The following is a 19,749-nucleotide window of genomic DNA, read 5'->3' on the forward strand; positions in this document are numbered from 1 at the left end:
CTCGCCGCGTCATTCCTCTTTTGACAGGACCCACGCCATGCGCCCAGAAACACACTCTCTGCAACGCCTCGCCCGGCGGTTCAGCGCCAGGCTGAAGAGCGCCAGGCTGAAGAGCGAGACGCTGATGGGCGCCATGCTGATGAGCGCCATGCTGATGAGCGCCATGCTGGCGGGCCTGGCACTGGTCATTCCGCCGGCTGCCGCCGATGCGTTCGATCTCGACGCACTGCAGCGTGAGCTGACTCAGGCGCCGTCGGTGACGGGGCGCTTCGAGCAGCAACGCGAACTTGCCGACCTCGATGCCACCATGACCAGCCGTGGCCACTTTCGTTTCGAACGCGGCGAGCGAGTCGTCTGGCAGCTCGAGCAGCCGGTGGAGGAGCGCATTACCCTCACCCCGGAGGCAATCGTCAACGCAAGCGGCGATCGTGCCCCGCCGGGCGGCGAGCAGGTCGCAAGGCTCTTTCTCGAGCTGCTCGAGGGTGACTGGGCCTCGCTCGAGTCGCGCTTCGCGATCGCGCTCGACGGCAGCGCCGAGGCCTGGCAAGTGACTCTCACGCCGAAAGCCGAGGCGCTGGCCCGACGCATCCGCGAGATCCATCTCAGCGGTGGTGAGTCCGTCGATACCCTCGAGATGCACGCGCCGAACGGCGACCGGCTGCGGGTCCGCCTCTTCGACCAGACGCCGATCCCGGCACCATGACCCACGCGAGCTACCGTCGACTCGGCCATCTCTGGCTGGGTGTGCTGGCGCTGTGTGCTCTCTGGCTGGGCATCATGCTGCGCGACGGCCTACCGGCGGATTCGGACCTTAGCGCACTGCTCCCCGCCGACCGCCAGGCGCCGCTGGTCGAGGCCGCGGACCGCCAGCTCGGGCGCGGCTTCGAGGATCGTTTTCTCCTTCTGCTGCGCGCCGATGAGCGGGTCGCCGCGACACAGGCACTCGGTAACGCGCTCGAACAGCGAGTCGCAAAGGGGACGCTGGCGAGCCTCGACTGGCGCGCGCTCGATCTGGCCGACCGCGACCCGCGGGACTGGATGGGCGAGTGGCGTTACCGCCTGCTCACGCCGGCCTGGCAGCAGGCCATCGACGCCGATGGCGGCGACACGCTTGTGGCGCCCGCACTGCGCCGGCTCTTCTCTCCGACTGCCCGCCCCGAGCCGGTGGCGGATCCCTTCGGGATGACCGACGCCTGGCTCGCGCGTCAGCCCGAGAGCCCGATCACCGCGCGGGACGGACTGTTGACGCTCGACGCCGATCGCCAGCATGACGGTAACGGGGAACGCTTCAGCGTACTGATCGGTGAGCTTGCCGGCTCGCCCTACGCCATGGGGAGCCAGCGCGCATTGCACGAGACCCTGACGCGATTCGAGCAGGCGCACCCGGACGCCGAACTGCTGCGCTCGGGGCTCATCTTCCACGCCGGCGCCGGTGCGCGTCAGGCCAAGCGCGAGATCTCCACCATCGGAGCGGCGTCGCTGCTCGGCGTGCTGCTGATCATTGGCTTCGTCTTCCGCTCGCCGCGGGTGCTCGTCCAGCTGACGCTGCCGTTGCTCGCCGGCTCGCTTTTCGCACTGACGCTGACGCTCGCACTCTTCGGTCGGCTGCATCTGCTGACGCTGGCCTTTGGCGCGAGTCTCATCGGTATCGCCGTCGACTATGTGCTGCATCTGCAGTGTGACCGCGCCGTCGAGGGGCAAGACTTTACCCTGCGCCGGCTGCTGCCGAGTCTGACGCTGGGGCTCGTCTCCAGCGTGGTCGCCTACGTCGCCCAGGCGCTGACGCCGATGCCGGGGCTGCGCCAGATGGCAGCCTTTGCCGCCTTCGGCCTCGTCGGCGCCTGGCTGACGGTGGTGCTGTGGCTACCGCGTTGTCGTCTGCGGGCGAGCCCCTTCACCGCCCGCTTCGCCGCGCGCTGGTGGCAGCAGTGCCAGCCGCGCTGGCGACCGCGCCCCTGGGTGGCACTTCTCGCCGCCGCGGTGCTGGTGACGATCTGCGCCACCCGGCTCGAGAGTGACGACAGCCTGGCGCTGCTCAACCCGTCTCCCCCGGCGATGATGCAGGAAGAGGCGCGGGTGCAGACACTGCTCGAGCAGGATACCGGCAGCCGCTATCTGCTGGTCCGCGCCGCCGACGAGGACGCGCTGCTGAGGCGGCTCCACCGGCTGGATGGCGCGCTGGACGCGGCGATCGATGGCGGGCTCGGCATCGATTACCAGTCGTTGGCAACCGCGGTGCCGCCCCGCGCGGTGCAGCAGGCCAACCTGGCCCGAGTGCGCAAGCTCTACGGCGCCCCACTGGACCGGCTGATCGCGCGCGCGGGGCTACCCGAGTCGACGGCGGACGCCGCCCGGGCGCGACTCGATGACGTACCGATACTCGATGTCGAGGGCTGGCTCGCCACGCCACTGGGCGAGTTCGGGCAGCGCCTCTGGCTCGGCGAGACGCCGGCGGGCGATGTCGCCGCGATGATCGTCATCGACGGGACGCGCGACAGCGACACCCGTGCCGCGCTGGAAGCCATCGCCGCCGCCGAGCCGCAGACTCGCTACGTCGATCGGGTTTCCCGGCTCGGCGCGCTGCTGGGCGAGCTGCGCCGCCAGACTGCCGTCTGGGTAGCCGGAGCCATGGCGCTGATGGCGCTGGCGCTGGCCTGGCGTTACCGCCGCCGCGCCTGGCGAGTGATGGTGCCCCCCTTCGGCGCGACTCTGATCGTGCTGGCGCTCTTTTCGCTGGCCGGCGTGCCGCTCAACCTGTTTAGCCAGCTCGGGCTGCTGCTGGTATTGGGCATCGGACTGGATGCCGGTATCTTCAACGTCGAGCATGCCCGTCGGCCCTCGACGTGGCTGGCGATCTCGCTATCCACGCTGACTAGCCTACTGGCGTTCGGTACGCTGTCATTCAGCGCCACGCCGGCGCTGCACTATCTGGGCCTGACCTGCCTGATCGGTCTGGCCAGCGTGTGGGCGCTGGTGCCCTGGGTGCGCCCGCAGGACAGCGGACCCGACGCGGCCACACGCGCCAGTACCCGACCGCCATCGCCTTATCAAGGAGCGCTCGAATGACGCCATCTGACCCCGATGTCATCGTCATCGGTGCCGGCCCCGCCGGCGCTGCCGCGGCGGCGACGCTCGCCGGCCAGGATTGGCGCGTGCACGTCTTCGAGCGCGGGCACTTCCCGCGTTTCTCGCTGGGCGAAAGCCTGCTGCCGCGCTGCATGGTGGATCTCGAAGCCGCCGGCCTGCTGGATGCCGTGCTCGCCGGCGGCTACCAGCCGAAGAACGGCGCGGCCTTCACCCGCGACGGCCGGGAGACGGCCATCGACTTCCGGGACAAGTCCACCCCCGGCTGGGGTACCACCTTTCAAGTCGAACGCGCCGACTTCGATCGTCGCCTGATCGAGGCGGCGGCCGAGCGGGGCGCCGCGGTGACCTTCGGTGCCAGCGTCGAAGCGTTTCACGCCGACCCGGTCCGCCCCCGGGTCAGTGTTTGCTACGCCGACGGCCACCGGGAGACGCTGGAGACCGGCTTCGTTCTCGATGCCAGCGGCGCCGGGCGGGTACTGGCGCGGCTCGAACAGCTCGAGTGCGAGTCCGGACAGGCAGCGAGAAGCGCGCTCTTTACCCACGTCGATGTCGACGAGGCCACGTTGGCCCGCGACGGGTTCGATCGCGAGAAGATTCTGATCGGCGTCCACCCCGACGATGCCGGCCTCTGGTACTGGTTGATTCCGCTGGCCGACGGGCGCGCCTCGGTGGGCGTCGTCGGCGATCGCGCGCGCATGGCCACCTTCGGCGAGACGCCGGCGGCGCGCTTTGCCGCACTGATCGCCGCCGAGCCGCGCTTTCGTGCGCTCCTCGAGGGTGCTCCCCACCGCCGCGAGGTGGGCGAGCTACAGGGTTATTCGACGGACGTGACGCGCCTGCACGGCCCGGGCTATGCGCTGCTTGGCAACGCCGGCGCCTTTCTCGACCCGGTCTTCTCCTCCGGCGTGACGCTGGCGCTGCGCTCGGCGTCGCTTGCCGCGCCGCTGGTGGCACGGCAGCTCGCGGGCGAAACCGTGGCCTGGGACGACGCGTTCGACGCCCCGCTGCGCCGCGGCATGGCGACGTTTCGCGCCTTCGTCGACGGCTGGTACGACGGCCGGCTGCAGTCGATCGTGTTTCACGAGAATGCGCCGCCCTCGATCCAGTCGCGAATCAGCGCCATCCTCGCCGGCTACGCCTGGGACGACGACAACCCCTTTACCCGCGAGACGGCGAAACATCTCGACACCCTCGCCGCGCTCTGTGGCCACGAACGCGCCGGGCCCGGCACGGTGACAGCATGAGACGCGGGCCCCCTCTCATCGCCGTCGTCACGCTGCTGGCGCTGTTGACGCTCACTGGCTGCAGCCTGTCACCGCCGGTGTCGCCCTCCCCACCGCTGGCGGCGGCGGCCAGCGAGCAGACGCTCGCCAGCCGGCTGACATTGACCCCGAACGCGTCGACTCGCGACGAAACGCCGACACCGAGTTCGGCAAAGACCCGAGCGGAGCGTACGTTGATGGCGTTCATCCGCATCACGCCGACGGCGCTGCGTGCCGCGCTCGTCACGCCCTACGGCCAGCGCCTGACCACCCTGGTGCGCGACGCCGACGGCGCGCGCTTCGAGGCGGGCGACGCCCCTGGCGAGCCACCGCTGCCGATACCGCCTGATTGGCTCGCCTCACGTCTCGAGTGGAGTCTGTGGCCGCGCGAGTCGCTGGAGCGGGCCTTCGCCGGGAGCGAGTGGTCCATCGACGAGGATGCCACCCGCCGCGAGATTCGTCGCCGCGGCACCCTGGTGGCGCGCATCACGCCGGCGCCACGCCCCGGTTCCCCCCGGCCCCTGACACTCGATGACCGCGAGGGCGGTTACCGTCTGACCATCACGCCGAGGGAGGCCGATACCCCGTGAGCCAGCCCGTTCCCTGCCAGCTCTCCCGCCCCGGTGTGGTGTGCTCTCTCGGCGACGAGCTCGACGCCATCAGTGAGGCACTCTTCACCGGCCAGCGTGGCCTCGAGGCGAGCGACCACTATTCCCCCGGCACCGTGCAGACCCTGGGCAGCGTGCGCTCGCCGCTAGCCGACGACAGCGACTGGCCCGCGGCCCACCGCAGCCGCAACAATCGGCTGCTCGCCCGGGCCCTCGAAGGGCTGGCGGCGCCGCTGTCCAGGCTACTGGAGAGCACGCCAGCCTCGCGCATCGGCGTGGTGATCGGCACCAGTACCTCCGGCATCGCCGAAACCGAGATCGCGCTCGCCACCGCCGGCCGCGAGGGGCCGCTGCCGGCGAGCTTCGACTACGCCCGTCAGGAGCTCGGTGCACCGGCGCGCTTCATCGCCGAGCGGCTGGGAATCACCGGGCCCTGCTACGCGCTCTCGACCGCCTGCAGTTCCAGCGCGCGGGCGCTGGCCAGCGCCCGTCGGCTGCTGAGAAGCGGCGAGTGCGACGCCGTGATCGCCGGCGGGGCGGACAGCCTCTGCCAGCTGACGGTCAACGGCTTCGCCAGTCTCGACGCGGTGTCACCGATGCCCTGCCTGCCGTTCTCGCGCAACCGCACGGGGATCAATCTGGGCGAGGCGGCCGCCCTGTTCGTCGTCACGCCGCAGACCGGTGGCATTCAGCTGGCCGGCATCGGCGAGAGCAGCGACGCGCACCATATCTCCGCCCCGCGTCCCGACGGCAGCGGCGCCCGGGAGGCGATGTGTCAGGCATTGGCGATGGCCGGGCTGTCGCCGACGGCGATCGACTACCTCAACCTCCACGGCACTGCGACGACACTCAACGACGCCATGGAGGCCGCCGCGGTGCACTCGCTTTTCGACACGCTCCCGCCGGCGAGTTCGACCAAAGCGCTGACCGGTCATACCCTGGGCGCGGCCGGCGCGCTGGAAGCCGCGTTCTGCTGGCTGGCACTGGCGCACGGCCGGCTGCCGCTGCATCGCTTCGACGGCGACTACGACCCCGAAATTCCTGCGCTGTCGCTGGTGGAGAATTCCCGCTCCACTCGCCCGCTGCGCGCGACGCTGAGCAACAGCTTCGCCTTCGGCGGCAGCAACGCCAGCCTGGTGCTGACGCGCAACGACACCGATGCCGAGGCCCCATGAGCGAGACGCTGAACGCGCCACCCGAACTGCCCTGCCCGATGGCGCCACTGGTGCCCCACGCCCGCGGCATGTGCCTGCTGGACACACTCCAGCAGATCGACGATGACGGCGCCGTCGCCGAGGTGACACCCAGCGGGGACGCGCTTTTCGCCGACGATGCCGGTATCCCGGCCTGGGTCGGGGTGGAGTGGATCGCCCAGACGCTCGCCGGCTGGGCGGGCTATCGGGCCCTGGCCAGCGGCGAGGCGCCACAGCCCGGCCTGTTGCTGGGCTGTCGGCGCTATCGCAGCGAGACGCCGGCATTCGCCATCGGGCGGGGCTTTCGGGTGTCGGTTCGGGTCGATTTCGTCGCCGCCAACGGCGTCACCCAGATCGAGGGCGAGATCCTCGACGCCGAGAGCGGCGACACCCTCGCCGCCGGCACGCTGACGCTCTACCGTTCCCCGCTGGCCGCTGCCACGGACGAGCCATCGCTTTTCCCCTCTTCTACTGGCGAGACCGTATGAGCCTCGAGACAGCTTCCCTCGACACCGCTAGTCAGCACGCCGACGACGCTTCGCCAGCGCGCAGCGTGCTGGTGACCGGCGCCAACCGCGGCCTCGGTGCCGCCATCGCCCGCCGGTTGGCGCGAGATGGCTTCGATATCGTGCTCCACGGCCGACGCGCAAGCGCCGGGATCGACGCCGTCAAAACGGACATCGAGGCCGAGGGCCGACGCGCGAGAGTCCTGCATTTCGATCTTCGCGAACGCGAACAGGTGCGTGAGGTGCTGGAGGCGGACATCGCCGCCCACGGCTGCTATTACGGCGTGATCTGCAACGCCGGCGTGACGGCCGATGCGCCCTTTCCGGCACTCGACGGCGACGCCTGGGACAGCGTGCTGCGCACCAATCTGGACGGCTTCTACAACGTGCTGCAGCCGCTGACGATGCCGATGATCCAGCGCCGACAGGGAGGGCGGATCGTCACGCTGTCGTCGCTCTCGGGCATGATGGGCAACCGCGGTCAGGTCAACTACAGTGCCGCCAAGGCCGGCATCATCGGCGCGACCAAGGCGCTGGCGGTCGAGCTCGCCAAGCGACGCATCACCGTCAACTGCGTCGCACCCGGGTGGATCGACACCGACATGACCGAGACGCTGCCACGTGACGAGATGCGCCGATCGATTCCCATGCAGCGCACGGGTCAGGCCGAGGAGATCGCGGGAACGGTGAGCTTTCTCTGCTCGGCGGACGCGGCCTATATCACTCGTCAGGTGATCGCGGTCAACGGCGGGATGTTCTAGACCGGACACTGACACTCGCCTGCGCGAGCCGCATCACGGCGGGCGGGGTGGGCACTGGCGCGGGGCGAGCCACGGTTGGAGGTTGCGCGCTCAAGCATTGTCGCCGCGCGCCGATAACAGACGCCATCGCGAGCTCTATCGACAGGACAACGACATGCATCTCGGCATCTTCATCGTAGTACTGGTCGTCACCCTGCTGGCACTGGCCGCCGGCGGCGTGATCGCAAGCGATCTCACCTGGCCTCTGGCACCTCAGGCGCTCGCCCCGCTCGGCATCTATCTGCTGGCGCTGACGCTGGCCGGCTGGCTCTGCATTCAGCTGGTGATACTCACCCGCGGCCTCGCGCGTCAGCAGGAGGCGCTGAGCGAAAGCCAGCAGGCGGTGCGTGAGCAGCTCGAGTCGGCTGAGCTTGCCCAGCTGGTGCAGCAGTTCATCAGCCATACCGAAGCCCTGCTGGACAAGGAGAGCCTGGACCCCAACAAGCGCAGCGTGATGCGCTGCCTGTCGGTGGATGCGCTGCGCGGCAATGCCGGGCGCGGCGACGTCACCTATACACGGTTGGCAAGGCTCTTCGAGTGGCTCGACGACGAAGCCGCCCGCCACGAGCAGGAACCGCACCGTCAGCGGCTGATGACGCCGACGCTGATGCACTACGCCGAGATTGCCTGGCAGCTCTGCCGGGTCGGCGAGTGCCAGCCCGACCACCTCGGCCAGTTCCTGCGTCACCGCCCCGCGCCGCCGACAAGGAACGGCGAGCGGGACGCCAGTGAATAGCCCGGAGACTCGAGGCGCGGCCTAGCGCAGAATGAGCGTGGCCACCTGCGAGTGCCGCAGCATCGTGGTGGTCGTGCTGCCGACCAGCAGCTGACGAATCCGCGAGTGCCCGTAGGCGCCCATGATCATCAGGTCGATCTCCTCATGCGCGACGTAGTCGCCCAGCACCTCGTCGACTTCTCCCGACAGCACATCCCCCTCGGCTTCGATCTGGCCCTCGCGCAGGCGATTCAGCGCCCACTCGAGCTCGGCACGCTGATCGTCGGTGCCGGCCCCGATCATCACCACGTGGCAGACGAGGCCGTTGAGCAGCGGACTCTCGGCGATCATCTCCACGCCACGCTTTGTGGTGCGGCTGCCGTCGAAAGCAAGCAGCAGGCGCTTCGGCGCGCGGAACTCACTCGGGGTAACCAGAATCGGCGTATGCAGAGTGCGCACCACGCGCTCGAGGTTGCTGCCAAGATGCGCCGCGCTCTCGCGCTGCGACTCCCCGAGCTTGCCAAGAACGATGAGACGCGCCTGCGACTCGCGCTCGACCAGCGACTCGATCAGCTCGCCATGACGCAGCGACGTGGTCACCGTGTTCGATGTCACCGCCTCGGCCTCGCTCTTCGCCGCACCGAGTAGTTCGCGGCCGTGCTGCTGGGCGAGCGTGGCGCGCTGCTCGTCGAGCTCGGTTAGCTGAGCGCGAAGATTCTCCCGGCTGCCGAGCCCGATCTGGCCACTGGCATCGGTACTGTCGACGTCCCGCGGCTTGCTCAATACATGCAGCAGCTCGAGCGGCGCACCGAGCCGCTCCGAGGCCCAGCTCGCCGCGGCACAGACGCCGCTGGCGTGGTTGGAGTCGTCGATGCAGGCGAGTACGTATCGTTCGCTCATGTGCTTTCCTCGAAAAGAGAGATCCCCGGCGCCCCGAGCCGCAAGGCCGGCGCGCCGATCCTGGGCCGGCGTGTCAGTGCCCCATCAGTTTCTCGACCGCATCCGGCTTGTCGTGGACGGCGAAGCGATCGACCAGCGTCGCGCTCGCCCGGTTCAGCCCGATCACCTCGACCTCGGTACCCTCACGGCGATACTTGACCACCACGTTGTCCAGCGCCTCGACGCCGGTGATGTCCCACAGGTGCGCCCGAGAGAGGTCGATGGTCACCCGCTCGACCGCCTCCTTGAAGTCGAAGCTGTTGGTGAAGCGGGTCGAGGAGGCAAAGAACACCTGACCGACAACCTCATACTCGCGGGTACGACCGCTTTCGTCCATCCGACTGCCGATGTAGAGAATCTGCCCGACCTTGTTGGCGAAGAACAGCGACGCCAGCAGCACGCCGACGAGGACACCGATCGCCAGGTTGTGGGTGGCGACCACGGTCACCACCGTCGCCAGCATGACCACGTTGGTGGAGAGCGGGTGACGTCGGAGATCGCGGATCGACTGCCAGCTGAACGTACCGATGGAGACCATGATCATCACCGCGACCAAGGCCGCCATGGGAATCTGCGAGACCCAGTCGCCGAGGAAGACCACCAGGATCAGCAGGAAGACACCGGCGACCAGCGTCGAGAGCCGGCCTCGACCGCCGGATTTCACGTTGATCACCGACTGACCGATCATCGCGCAGCCGGCCATGCCGCCGAGCGCCCCGGTAACGATATTGGCAAGGCCCTGGCCCTTGCACTCGCGGTTCTTGTCGCTCGGCGTATCGGTGAGTTCATCGACGATGGTCGCGGTCATCATCGACTCGAGCAGACCGACGACGGCGATGCCCAGCGAGTACGGCAGAATGATCCACAGCGTCTCGAGGTTCAGCGGTACGTCCGGCCACAGAAAGATCGGCAGCGAATCGGGCAGCTCGCCCATGTCGCCCACGGAGCGGATATCCATGCCCGTGATCATGTAGACGGCGGTCAGCACCACGATGCAGACCAGCGGCGACGGCAGTGTCTTGCCGATCACCGGCAGGTAGGGGAAGAGGTAGATGATGCCGAGGCCAGCCGCCGTCATGGCGTAGACGTGCCAGGTGACATTGGTGAGCTCGGGCAGCTGCGCCATGAAGATCAGGATCGCCAGCGCATTGACGAAGCCGGTGACCACCGAGCGCGACACGAAACGCATCAACGCCCCGAGCTTGAGATAGCCGAACAGGATCTGAATGACGCCGGTCAGCAGCGTCGCGGCGAGCAGATACTGCAGGCCGTGGTCGCGCACCAGCGTGACCATCAACAGCGCCGTTGCCCCGGTCGCAGCGGAGATCATCCCCGGACGGCCACCGGCGAAAGCGATCACCACCGCCATGGAGAACGACGCATAAAGGCCGATCTTGGGATCGACGCCGGCGATGATCGAGAAGGCGATCGCCTCCGGGATCAGCGCCAGCGCCACCACGGTACCGGCGAGCACGTCACCACGGATGTTGGAGAGCCAGTGTCGTCTTATCATTTCGAACATGAAGCGTTCCCTTGTTGAACGAGATTACTGCCACACCCCTGAGCGTCACTATGCCAGACCGACACTTCGGACAGGCCGTCCAACGCGGAACTCCCTGTACGCCGCAAGGCAAAAACCCAACGCCAGTGTCGCCACCGGACGATGACACACTCGCGGTGACACCGGGTCGAGAGTCGACAGGGGCCGGGTCGGCGCAACGACTGACATCGCGCCAGCGCGAGGGGTGAAACCAGTAACGAATTGAGTCGATACGAAAAAATATCGCCGACCGGGCGAACCGGGGCGATCGGAGGCAGCGACGCCGGGCGTCGTGCGGGGGAGAATGCGCTAGGGCGGAGTCATGCGGACAGTCACGCTCGTGGCGGTTGATGGCATACCGACGATGTCTCGGCGTTGCGCCGCGGCCCTAGGGCGCGGAATCGACGGCAGTGATCGTTACAGGCGGCGGAGTCTACCACCGACGCCATGTCGACCCAACCGTTCAGGGCAGACGACCCTCGGGTGGTCGCAGCCAGCGGTAGGGGTAGCGTCCACCGTTGCCGGGATAGCCGAACTCGAGAATTCCCGCGCCGGAAGGATCGAGAAGCGCACGCTCTCCCCGATACCGGCTGGCCATCGGTATCCACGCGTCGCCGTCTCGGCTGAGTAGCAGATGGCTTCTATCCCCCCGGCCGCTATCGAGCAGCATCACATTCCGGCCGCCCTGAAGGTGCCTGAGCGGCTCGCCGCCGGTCTCCAGCAGCGGCTCGCGCTTCTCGCCACGCAAGCGATAGAGCCTATAGCGCGTCGGCTCGCCGGATTCATGCAGCGCCAGCAGCGAACCGTCTCTCGCCGTGAGCATGCCGGTGAACCGCCCTGCCTCTTCATTGGCTTCGAGGATGCGCCCGCTGTCGGCATCGAGCCGGTAGTTCACCATCCCACGGCCGTCGGTCCCCCGGTAGCTGCTGTACGCGTGTATCTCGCCCGCGTCGTCGAGTGCCCAGTCGAATCTCGGGTCTCGAGGCAGCGCACCCCCCAGCGTGGCATCGTAGGTAAGCAATGCCTTAGCGCTCGAAAGGGTTTTCCAGTGCTGGCCGGCGTCGCGGGAGGCGTAAAGCGTATCGCTGTCCGCAAGCCAGATGTTGTCTCTCGCGACGTTTACGAAACTGGCCATGCTATCGGCTTGCTCGAGCACGCGCTGGGCAGCGAGATGCCAGTGTCGGCCGAGATCTTCGGAGGCGAACAGGGTCTGATCCGGCGTTTTCGGCAGGCGGGCAAGGAGATAGCAGGTCGTTTCACCGCAGCGCAGATCGAGAATCTCGCCGAGTAGCCTGGCCACCGTCTCCACTCGCTCGCCGTCGCTACGCAGCAGATAGTAGAGCGATGGCTCACGGTAGCGCGGCGTCACGTCGTCATCCGGTGCCGGGGGCGTCAGACAGTTGAAGATCGGCCGTGCCGATCCGGCCTCGAGCGTCGGCGTCCCGCTCGCCGACTCGGCCGCGCACGTTGGGCGACAGTCACCCGCCGCTGCACATGCTTCCACTTCGGCATCACGGCCATGGGATTCGAGCACCAGCAGTGCTTCCTCCCCGGCCGCCGTCCCGGTCAGCGAGCGCCACTCGATCGGCTCTCGCAGCGCATGGGCGAGTGTCTGATCCGCGCCTCGCTGCCAGCCGAACGCATACGCGGCCATGAAGTGCCAGACGAGGGTGAATACGCCGACGATCGCCAAAGTGGCGAGGACCCAGGGGCGAATCCAGACGGGCAGCATGATCAGCGAAACTCGTCGAGGCGAGCGGAGCGACCGTTGTGTAGCCGCCAGCGATAGGCGATACCCAGCAGTCGCTCGAAGGGAAGATGAGAGCGCTGGCCGTAGTAGAACTTGTGGATGCGATCGACGATCAGCCCGATCACACCCGCGATCAGCGTTGACATCACGACATTCACTCCGACGAACAGCGACACGGCTTCACGAACGGCCCAGGCATCCGGCCAAACGCCCTGCGACAGCCAGTCCTGTAGGGTAAACACGATGAAGGTGATCATCATGAAGGCGAACAGGAAGACCAGAAACGACTGCACACCTATGCGTCCCAGTCGCGTGTAGGGGGCGCCTTGTAAAGTGAGCTGAGCTCGGCCGTCCTCGCCGTCGAGAATGGCATGGACTTCGCCGTCACCCACCAGCGTCAAAACCGAGACCCGATCACCCTCACCGATGAACAGCGGCGCCCGACGATAGAAGACCGGATCGAGCACCTTGCCCACGTCGCCGTGGAAGCTACGCAGCGTGAAGTCTCCGCCGCCACAGCGGAAATGATAGCGACGGTAGTCACGCCGATAGCGCCCTCGCCCCTCGGTTTCGATGACGAGACGTACGTGCTCTGCCCGCCCCTGGACCAGCCCGATGCCGTGATGAGCGCCATCCTCGAGCGAGAGCGGCGTCGCCGGGAGTGACGACAGCGGAATCGCCGTCCCATGGGTCGAAGGCCCGTCAGTGAGGTGACGTTGCAGCGCCCGCTCTGTCGGGTGCCAGCGTATCGCGAGTCGGTAGAGCGATAGACCAAGCATGCCGGCTGCCGTGATTCCCAGCAGCGCTTGGAGCGTCATCCACCAGACACCATCGCTGGGTAGCGCCGTTATCCACCAGGCCATCAGCGGCGCCGACAGCAGTCCGATCGGCAATAGCCAGGACCAGGACGATTCGGGACGACGGAGCAGGCCGCCATCCTCACGTGCAAGCCAGTGCAGCCAGCCGCTGCCGTCACGCAGACGCGACGCCCCGATCACCAGACGCTCCCCGGGGTGGGGGTCGCGTGCGCTGTCCTCCATTTCCGCGAACTGCTCGCGGTAGAAGAAGAAAGCGCCACCGTCGGTGGAGAGCCGACAGAGCGTACGGCCCTCGACTGGCGGGTCGCACTTCAGCGCAAGGCAGCGCACCTCGCCGCTGATGACGCGAGAAGATGCAGACAGGGACGGAGTCGCCGCGGCACTCACCGACACGTAAAGCCCCTCTCGGCGCCCGTGCGATACGACGCCGTCGATATCCACTTATCGCTCATCAATTGCCCTCTGGTCAGTATCGACGACACCTGAATCGAAGCGCTGGGTGGCGAACGGTGCCGTATCCATGCCGCGTGCTGCGAAGTACCCGGCGAGCGCCTGGGTCACGGCGTTGAACTCCACGTCGGTCATGCCGTGGTAGGCCGAGGCGGTAACGAAGAGATAGGGGCTCGGCGTCATGGTCAGCCACTGCTCGATCATCGCCTGAGGGAGTGTGGGACGCGCCTGCAAACTCTCCTCGATTCGCTCGGGCAGCGTTGCGATATCTCGGTAATTGACGCGCCAGCTCAGCGTACGCATCGATCGCGCAGAGGCCTCCGGTTCGAGAGCATCACTCGCCATGAGATAGAGATAGAGCGTGCGCTCTCCCTCGACCGGCGCCTGCGAGACGCGCGTGCGCGGCGTTTGCTCGATAAGTTCGCCGTGCCGCAGACCGACCCGGTAGCCTTCGGCCTCGCCACCGAGGAGAAAATCGGAAATTCGACCCGCGGCGCTCATGAGATCGAGCGCCGGCATGCCGATGCCCGAGTAGACGGTGACGTTGGGGAGGAGCACGGGGCGCACGGCCACCGGCGCCGAACGGCCCCAGAGAAATACCGGCCCTTTTTCCGCGATGGCTCGTGCCAGGCGATGCTTGCTGAGTTCGAAGGCCGCCGGCGCTTTCTCTTGCATGCCGTCGAACGGACTGGGATTGACCACCGAGCGGATCTCCGAGCCGAAGAGCCGCACGATCACGAGCAAGGCAAAGAGGCCGAGGACGACATAGGAGAGGATCTTACGTTGATGGTCCTTCTTCGCCGTGCTGCGCTGCACGGCTGCGCTGTTGGCGGCCCCGAGACGCGTCGCCGCGTCCTGCGCCGGCCCTGCCCGCGACGCCAATGGCGCCTGGCGTTTGCCGCCGGCACGGTCCTGGATAGAGGTGTCGATGTCGGTGTCATCGAGAGACGACGCCGCTTCTGTCGCTGCCGCCGTCGAAGACGCGCCGAACAGCTGCCGCCGGCCGAGAGGCGGTGTCTCCGCGAGCAGCGCCACCTGACCGTTCGCGGCAAGAACCGCCGCGTCCACGAAGCCGACGTAATCGAGAATGTCCTCGGCGTAGTGGCGCCGATCCAGATGATATCGCAGGCGCCGGCCGTCGGTGAGTGTGAGCACCAGCGACGGCGCGTTGTGTTCCCAGCGAAACGGCGCTATGTCACGCGCTTTGCGATAGCCGGTGATCTCATCGAAAGGGATACGGCCGTGCAGACGAGAGCGAAAGCCGTCGGCATCGACGGTGATGTGCTCCGCCAGGCCAAGGCCGCGGCGTGCCCGCTGCCAGAAGACGCCGACCGCCCCCAGCAGAACGACGATCGCAACGATACCGCAACCCCACCACCCCTCCGAGGGCACGCGTCGATACGTCACCGAGAGCCCCACATAGAGCGCGGCCAGGCCGACGACAAAAACCAGTAGCGCCCAACCGCGCAGGTCGGCTCTATCGAGATGGAATTCGAGCGGGTCCGAGACACTCAACGCCAGTGTTTCCCTCTGCTCTTGGCTGAAATAGACTCGCTTCGCGTTAGTCACGACTCGGGACCCGTCGGTGCCGGTAGCCGCGTTCACGACCCGCAGCCCCTGCGCCTGAAGCGCCGATTGAGCCAATGGACTCAAGCAGTAGCGCATCGTTCATTCGCAAAATGTCACCAAACCGCTATCAATGTAACCACCCCACTTTCAACGTAACCGCGCCGCTATCTTGGCCGGCACGCGATGGAACGGCCAAACATTCACGGTCTGACCCAGCGATAGTCGACATCGCCGGTTTCGTCTAGTGGGTCGATACGCAAGAAGTTGCCGGTCGCGGGATCGAAAATAGTCACAGCTCTAGGAGAATACGTTCGCCGCCGCTCGAAGCTATCTCCCCCATCGCGGCTCAGCATCATATGCGCGCCGTCGCCACGCCCCCGATTCATCAGCAGCGTCTCGCCGTTGGTATGAAGCTGTGAAAGCGGCACCTTCCCGGTCTCGAGATGCGTGCGCCACTCTCCTGCGCTGAGTCGAATCAAGCTGTAGCGCTCCAGTGGCGCATCACGATGGATGGCGTAGACGCCGATCTCCGGACGACCGACCAGCGACTCGAAGCGGCCGGAATGGACGTCGACGGAGAGAATGTCGCCACTCGCGCCATCCAGTTGGAACAGCACCATCGACGCGGACTCGACATCGTCACGGTAACCATAGAGCCGGCCGGTTTCATCGAGGGCCCATTGCGTGGGATCGGTCACGTATCCCTTGTAAAGCGCATCGTTACCAGCGCGCGGGCGGTAGCTAACCAGCGTCCGCTCCGAGGCGATTGTTCGCCAGTGATGCCCGCCGTCCTCGGTGAAATAAACACTTCCCCCACTGACGATCCAGGCGCTTTCGCCCTCGATTCCCAACACCTCGACGCCGTAGCTAACGCCTAGCCCCTGCATCTCGATCCAGCGCCAGTGATGTCCAGCGTCGTGGGAGACGAAACCGGTGAGCCCTCGCCGGCCATTCATGTTGCCAAAGAGGTAGCAGTGCCCGCTCTCGCCGCAACCCACACCGTTGATGTCGCCCTGCGCGCGCGCTACGACGGTGAGACGTTCGCTCTCACCTCGCAGCAGATAGCTCAAGCCGTGGCTCGCCGTGCCGGGCGAATGCGCATCAGCAGAGGGCGGAATCGAGCAGTTGAGTATGGGCGCGGCGGGACCGGCCTCGACACGACCGCCAGCTGCGCAGTCGTGACGACACGTTCTCGCTTCGCTGCACGCCTCTACCTCGGCATCGCGGCCGTTGGACGCCAGCGTCAAGAGCGTATCGTCGCCGGCGCGTGTCGCCGAGAGGGTAAACCACTCTAGCGGGGGTCGCAGATCGTGCTCGAGAGTGCGAGCCAGTCCCTCGTGCCACGCGCCCGCGCTCATCTGCGTTTGGCTCCAGAAGAGATGGAACGGTACGTAGATCAGTACCGCCACGGCGAACCAAGGGCGGACCCAAGTCGGCACCATCATTTCAAGAATCCGTTGAGGACGTCATCGCCCCGATGGCGCATGCGCCACAGATACGCCAAGGCTGCGATCTTCTCGCTGGGAGCGGCTGCCCGCCCAACCGCCAGACGGCGATACACCAACGCCATGATCAAGCCAATCAACGCGACCATGCCAGCGAATATCTGTAGCACGATACCGACCAACCCCAGCGCCTCGCGCCAATCCCAGATGTCTGGCGCGATACCCCGGGTTACCCAGTCTCCCACGGAGACGGCTGCCATGATGCCGACGATGAGTAGTAGCATGAGACCCACAATCCAAAGCATCACGGCGCGGGCGAGTGAACCGCTGCGCCCCGCTTTTGCAACGTGCGCCGCACCATTGTCGAGATCGAGCACCCCATGAACCTCGCCGTCACCGCTGTGTGTCATCAGCGCCACGCGATCACCGGCCGCCAGGAATAGCGGCGTTTCGCGGCGAAACCAGGGGCCGGCCCCCTCGCCAATTTCCTTTGCATGCACCGGGACCGTAAAGACCTCACCGCCCAGCGAGACCCGATAGCGCGGTATACCTTGAGCGGTGGGCTTGATATTGACGCTCTCTACCCGCCCTTGAACGACGCCAACCCCACCGTGAAGGCCGTTACCGAGCGCGAGTTCGTCACAGCGAGGGCGCTGAGGGGGTTCAGAGGCGATAATGCTCTTGCCGCAACGCTGGCGAGTCAGCGACCGCCGCATGGCTCGTGCGCCCGGATGTAGACGCACCGCGACCGACCACAGCGCCGGAAGCAGGATGAAGCCACTCGACAGTAGCAACAGGTTGCTCACCAAAGAGAGCCAGCCGCCACCATCTGGGGCGATCATCGCCAAGATGATCGCCGGTGCCATGGCCGCCACCCCCAGCAGGGCGGCCAGCGCCGGCCAGCCCGCACTTTTGACCTTAGGCGCATGCAACGTACCGTCTTCACGCTCGATCCAGTCGGCCCAGGCGGTGCCGTCACTCAGCCGGTGTCCATGGATGACGAGGCGCTCGTCTGGTACGAAACCGGCAGCGGTGAGCGGTTCGACGAACTGCCCAGCCTGGAAGAAGTAAACGCCGCCACGAGTTCGAAGACGGCACAGCGTCACTTCACCGATCTCGATACGCTCTAGGCGCCGGCACTCGGCACTCAAGCAGAACGTTTCACTCATGGCGACCTCCCCACGCGGCGCTACCTTGCTCGACGCTGCCCGTTTCGAACCGACGACGTTCGAAATCCGCCACATCGACGCCCTGCTCTCGGTAATAACGCGCCACCACTCTGGTGGCCTGCGCAAAATCGGCGTCGCTCATGCCTTGATAAGCCGAGGCGGCCACGTAGAGACGCGGGCTTGGCGTCATCTGCAGCCAGCGCGCAACGATCGCTGCCGGCAAGCGAACACTCGTCTGCTGTCCTTGGCCATCACGTAGGCGCTCGGCCAGCTCGTCCAAGTTCCGGTAGTGCAGTTGCCAGGCGCTACTATCCATCGGTGCCTGGCTAGTCTTTGCCACCCCTTCCGGCATCAGCAGGAAGAACGACAGGGTATACTCACCTTCTACGGGCGCAGTCGAGATTCGTGAGGTCCGCGGCAGCGCCCACTCACCGCCGTGGGCCAGACCAAGTTGATAACCCTCGACTTCGCCATCGTCCAGAAACTTGCGGATATCGCTAGCGGTATTAAGGCGGTCGAGCGTGTCGATGCCCAGCGCCGCTCCTTGAGTCACGTTGGGCAGCAGGACCGGCTTGACGCTCGCGTCGCCCGGTTCGCCCCAGAGATAGACCGGTCCTTTGCCAGCGATGGCGCGCTCGAGGCGGCTGACGGCGAGATCGATCGAGTGCACGGAGGTCTCTTGCATGCCTTCGAGCGGATTGGGCGTGAACGTCGATTTGATCTCCGGGCCGCACGCTCGAATGAAATAACTCAACGACAGTAGCAAGGCGGCAATCACCTGCCATTTGCGATGTTTGACGAACCATTGGGTCGCCCGTTTATCCGCCGCGCGATTGGCCTTGCTCATGCGACTGACGTCATCATCGCGGCCAGTGCTGTTGTCGGTTGCCCGGCCCGGGCGCGGCTCATCCTTGCTTTCGACCCGAGCGGTCTCATTCGGTACGGTGACTTGGGCCATCGATGGCGTATCGAGTCCCCGACTCATCGTACCAGCCGGATGCGCCGACGCGAGAGTCTCAGCGTAAATGGCACTGCGACTGGGAAACGTGCCTTCCTGCGCGACGGAACGCTGCCCCAGCCCGACCAGGATCGCCTCGAGGCAGCCCAGATAATCCAGCAATTCAGCGGTGTAGTGTCGGCTATCCAGATGAAAGTGCACACGTCGGCGATCGGTGAGCACCAACATCAGCGACGGCGCGCTCACTTCGAATCGCCACAGACGCGAATCACGGCCCTGACGATGACGCTCCACGTTATCGAAGGCGATGCGGCCATATAGGCGTGAGTCGAAGCCAGTGTCATCGATGGTTATCTTCTCCTGGCGTCCCTTGGCTCGCCGGGCGCGAGCACCATAGACACCGATGACGCCAAGCCAAAGGACAATCAGCATCACGCTGGCGGGTAGTCCCAACGAACTGGGAAGATAAGTTGTGAGCAGGGGCAACAGGACCGAGACGACTGCCAGCCCAAGTACCGCCGTGATCAGCGCGACCCCTCGAAGATCGGCGCGGTCGTGGTGGTAGTAAAAAGTACTAGGTGGGTTCATCGCGTGAGCGTTCTGTCGACGGTGTCTGGCGGCACGGAAATCTTAACAATGATGACCACGAATGATGGCGATACTGTACCCAATAACAACTGCTCCCAACGACACTGTTCCCAACACTATGAGCATCGTGACGGATTCATTCTAAGCTAGGCTTTGTCTCGACAATGCCTGCGCTCGTCGATGAAACATTGAAATCGATTCTTCGACCCGTATGCCATATTTCTCTTTTCGTCTCTGCATCATCGATTCTTGGAAGCGACTAGGCACCCAACCGCGCAGGTCGGCTCTATCGAGGTCGAATTCGAGCGGGTCCGAGACACTCAACGCCAGTGTTTCCCTCTGCTCGTGGCTG

At 66.2% G+C, this 19,749-nt stretch carries 16 protein-coding genes; 8 read left to right on the forward strand and 8 right to left on the reverse strand.

What is annotated here, in order from left to right:
- The first annotated feature begins 37 nt into the window (after positions 1-37).
- The 8 genes from DOM41_RS03235 (at position 38) to DOM41_RS03270 (ending at position 8,192) form a co-directional block, all read left to right on the forward strand.
- On the forward strand, positions 38-703 hold the full coding sequence (locus tag DOM41_RS03235; protein WP_157956831.1) for a LolA family protein: 666 nt from the start codon (positions 38-40) through the stop codon (positions 701-703).
- Positions 700-3,066, forward strand: coding sequence for an MMPL family transporter (locus DOM41_RS03240; protein ID WP_188112350.1), 2,367 nt, complete (start codon positions 700-702; stop codon positions 3,064-3,066). The genes DOM41_RS03235 and DOM41_RS03240 overlap by 4 nt, the downstream gene beginning before the upstream one ends.
- Positions 3,063-4,331 (forward strand): NAD(P)/FAD-dependent oxidoreductase, encoded by a 1,269-nt coding sequence (locus DOM41_RS03245; protein WP_110685419.1) that lies wholly within the window; start codon positions 3,063-3,065, stop codon positions 4,329-4,331. The genes DOM41_RS03240 and DOM41_RS03245 overlap by 4 nt, the downstream gene beginning before the upstream one ends.
- Positions 4,328-4,939: a DUF3261 domain-containing protein gene (locus DOM41_RS03250; protein WP_110685420.1), complete on the forward strand. Its 612-nt coding sequence runs from the start codon at positions 4,328-4,330 to the stop codon at positions 4,937-4,939. Before DOM41_RS03245 ends, DOM41_RS03250 begins: the two co-directional genes overlap by 4 nt.
- Complete coding sequence (locus DOM41_RS03255) at positions 4,936-6,132, forward strand: beta-ketoacyl-ACP synthase (protein WP_110685421.1); 1,197 nt, start codon at positions 4,936-4,938, stop codon at positions 6,130-6,132. Before DOM41_RS03250 ends, DOM41_RS03255 begins: the two co-directional genes overlap by 4 nt.
- Positions 6,129-6,638 carry a hotdog family protein gene (locus DOM41_RS03260; RefSeq protein ID WP_188112351.1) on the forward strand — a complete coding sequence of 170 codons (510 nt, stop codon included), beginning with the start codon at positions 6,129-6,131 and terminating at the stop codon, positions 6,636-6,638. The genes DOM41_RS03255 and DOM41_RS03260 overlap by 4 nt, the downstream gene beginning before the upstream one ends.
- Positions 6,635-7,417, forward strand: a complete 783-nt coding sequence (gene fabG / locus DOM41_RS03265) for a 3-oxoacyl-ACP reductase FabG (RefSeq protein WP_110685422.1) — start codon at positions 6,635-6,637, stop codon at positions 7,415-7,417. Before DOM41_RS03260 ends, fabG begins: the two co-directional genes overlap by 4 nt.
- A 154-nt stretch (positions 7,418-7,571) precedes the next feature.
- On the forward strand, positions 7,572-8,192 hold the full coding sequence (locus DOM41_RS03270) for a hypothetical protein (protein WP_157956832.1): 621 nt from the start codon (positions 7,572-7,574) through the stop codon (positions 8,190-8,192).
- A gap of 21 nt (positions 8,193-8,213) precedes the next feature.
- Here DOM41_RS03270 and DOM41_RS03275 read toward each other — a convergent pair whose 3' ends face one another.
- The 8 genes from DOM41_RS03275 to DOM41_RS03310 all read right to left on the reverse strand — a co-directional run bounded on the left by DOM41_RS03275 (position 8,214) and on the right by DOM41_RS03310 (position 19,397).
- Positions 8,214-9,071, reverse strand: a complete 858-nt coding sequence (locus tag DOM41_RS03275; RefSeq protein ID WP_110685424.1) for a universal stress protein — start codon at positions 9,069-9,071, stop codon at positions 8,214-8,216.
- 73 nt (positions 9,072-9,144) lie between these two features.
- Complete coding sequence (locus DOM41_RS03280) at positions 9,145-10,632, reverse strand: SulP family inorganic anion transporter (protein ID WP_110685425.1); 1,488 nt, start codon at positions 10,630-10,632, stop codon at positions 9,145-9,147.
- A gap of 481 nt (positions 10,633-11,113) precedes the next feature.
- Complete coding sequence (locus DOM41_RS03285; RefSeq protein WP_110685426.1) at positions 11,114-12,382, reverse strand: beta propeller repeat protein; 1,269 nt, start codon at positions 12,380-12,382, stop codon at positions 11,114-11,116.
- Between the two features lie 2 nt (positions 12,383-12,384).
- Positions 12,385-13,659 (reverse strand): hypothetical protein, encoded by a 1,275-nt coding sequence (locus DOM41_RS03290; RefSeq protein WP_110685427.1) that lies wholly within the window; start codon positions 13,657-13,659, stop codon positions 12,385-12,387.
- Positions 13,660-15,183, reverse strand: coding sequence for a hypothetical protein (locus DOM41_RS03295; RefSeq protein ID WP_110685428.1), 1,524 nt, complete (start codon positions 15,181-15,183; stop codon positions 13,660-13,662).
- 254 nt (positions 15,184-15,437) lie between these two features.
- Entirely contained in the window at positions 15,438-16,682 is a 1,245-nt protein-coding gene (locus tag DOM41_RS03300) for a hypothetical protein (protein ID WP_110685429.1), read from the reverse strand.
- A complete protein-coding gene (locus DOM41_RS03305; RefSeq protein ID WP_110685430.1) occupies positions 16,679-17,851 on the reverse strand; it encodes an Asp23/Gls24 family envelope stress response protein in 1,173 nt (390 codons plus the stop codon). Before DOM41_RS03305 ends, DOM41_RS03300 begins: the two co-directional genes overlap by 4 nt.
- The gene (locus DOM41_RS03310) at positions 17,844-19,397 is read right to left on the reverse strand and encodes a hypothetical protein (RefSeq protein WP_110685431.1); all 1,554 of its coding nucleotides are present in this window, start codon (positions 19,395-19,397) and stop codon (positions 17,844-17,846) included. Before DOM41_RS03310 ends, DOM41_RS03305 begins: the two co-directional genes overlap by 8 nt.
- Positions 19,398-19,749: the final 352 nt, after the last annotated feature.

The organism is Salinicola aestuarinus, assembly GCF_003206645.1.
Classification (GTDB): domain Bacteria; phylum Pseudomonadota; class Gammaproteobacteria; order Pseudomonadales; family Halomonadaceae; genus Salinicola; species Salinicola aestuarinus.

What these genes read in the sequence shown, in the direction of transcription:
- DOM41_RS03280 (WP_110685425.1), bottom strand. Translation starts at nt 10,632, where the DNA reads ATGTTCGAAATGATAAGACGACACTGGCTCTCCAACATCCGTGGTGAC.
- DOM41_RS03275 (WP_110685424.1), bottom strand. Translation starts at nt 9,071, where the DNA reads ATGAGCGAACGATACGTACTCGCCTGCATCGACGACTCCAACCACGCC.
- DOM41_RS03310 (WP_110685431.1), bottom strand. Translation starts at nt 19,397, where the DNA reads ATGAACCCACCTAGTACTTTTTACTACCACCACGACCGCGCCGATCTT.
- DOM41_RS03240 (WP_188112350.1), top strand. Translation starts at nt 700, where the DNA reads ATGACCCACGCGAGCTACCGTCGACTCGGCCATCTCTGGCTGGGTGTG.
- DOM41_RS03260 (WP_188112351.1), top strand. Translation starts at nt 6,129, where the DNA reads ATGAGCGAGACGCTGAACGCGCCACCCGAACTGCCCTGCCCGATGGCG.
- DOM41_RS03305 (WP_110685430.1), bottom strand. Translation starts at nt 17,851, where the DNA reads ATGAGTGAAACGTTCTGCTTGAGTGCCGAGTGCCGGCGCCTAGAGCGT.
- DOM41_RS03245 (WP_110685419.1), top strand. Translation starts at nt 3,063, where the DNA reads ATGACGCCATCTGACCCCGATGTCATCGTCATCGGTGCCGGCCCCGCC.
- fabG (WP_110685422.1), top strand. Translation starts at nt 6,635, where the DNA reads ATGAGCCTCGAGACAGCTTCCCTCGACACCGCTAGTCAGCACGCCGAC.
- DOM41_RS03300 (WP_110685429.1), bottom strand. Translation starts at nt 16,682, where the DNA reads ATGATGGTGCCGACTTGGGTCCGCCCTTGGTTCGCCGTGGCGGTACTG.
- DOM41_RS03250 (WP_110685420.1), top strand. Translation starts at nt 4,328, where the DNA reads ATGAGACGCGGGCCCCCTCTCATCGCCGTCGTCACGCTGCTGGCGCTG.
- DOM41_RS03285 (WP_110685426.1), bottom strand. Translation starts at nt 12,382, where the DNA reads ATGCTGCCCGTCTGGATTCGCCCCTGGGTCCTCGCCACTTTGGCGATC.
- DOM41_RS03270 (WP_157956832.1), top strand. Translation starts at nt 7,572, where the DNA reads ATGCATCTCGGCATCTTCATCGTAGTACTGGTCGTCACCCTGCTGGCA.
- DOM41_RS03235 (WP_157956831.1), top strand. Translation starts at nt 38, where the DNA reads ATGCGCCCAGAAACACACTCTCTGCAACGCCTCGCCCGGCGGTTCAGC.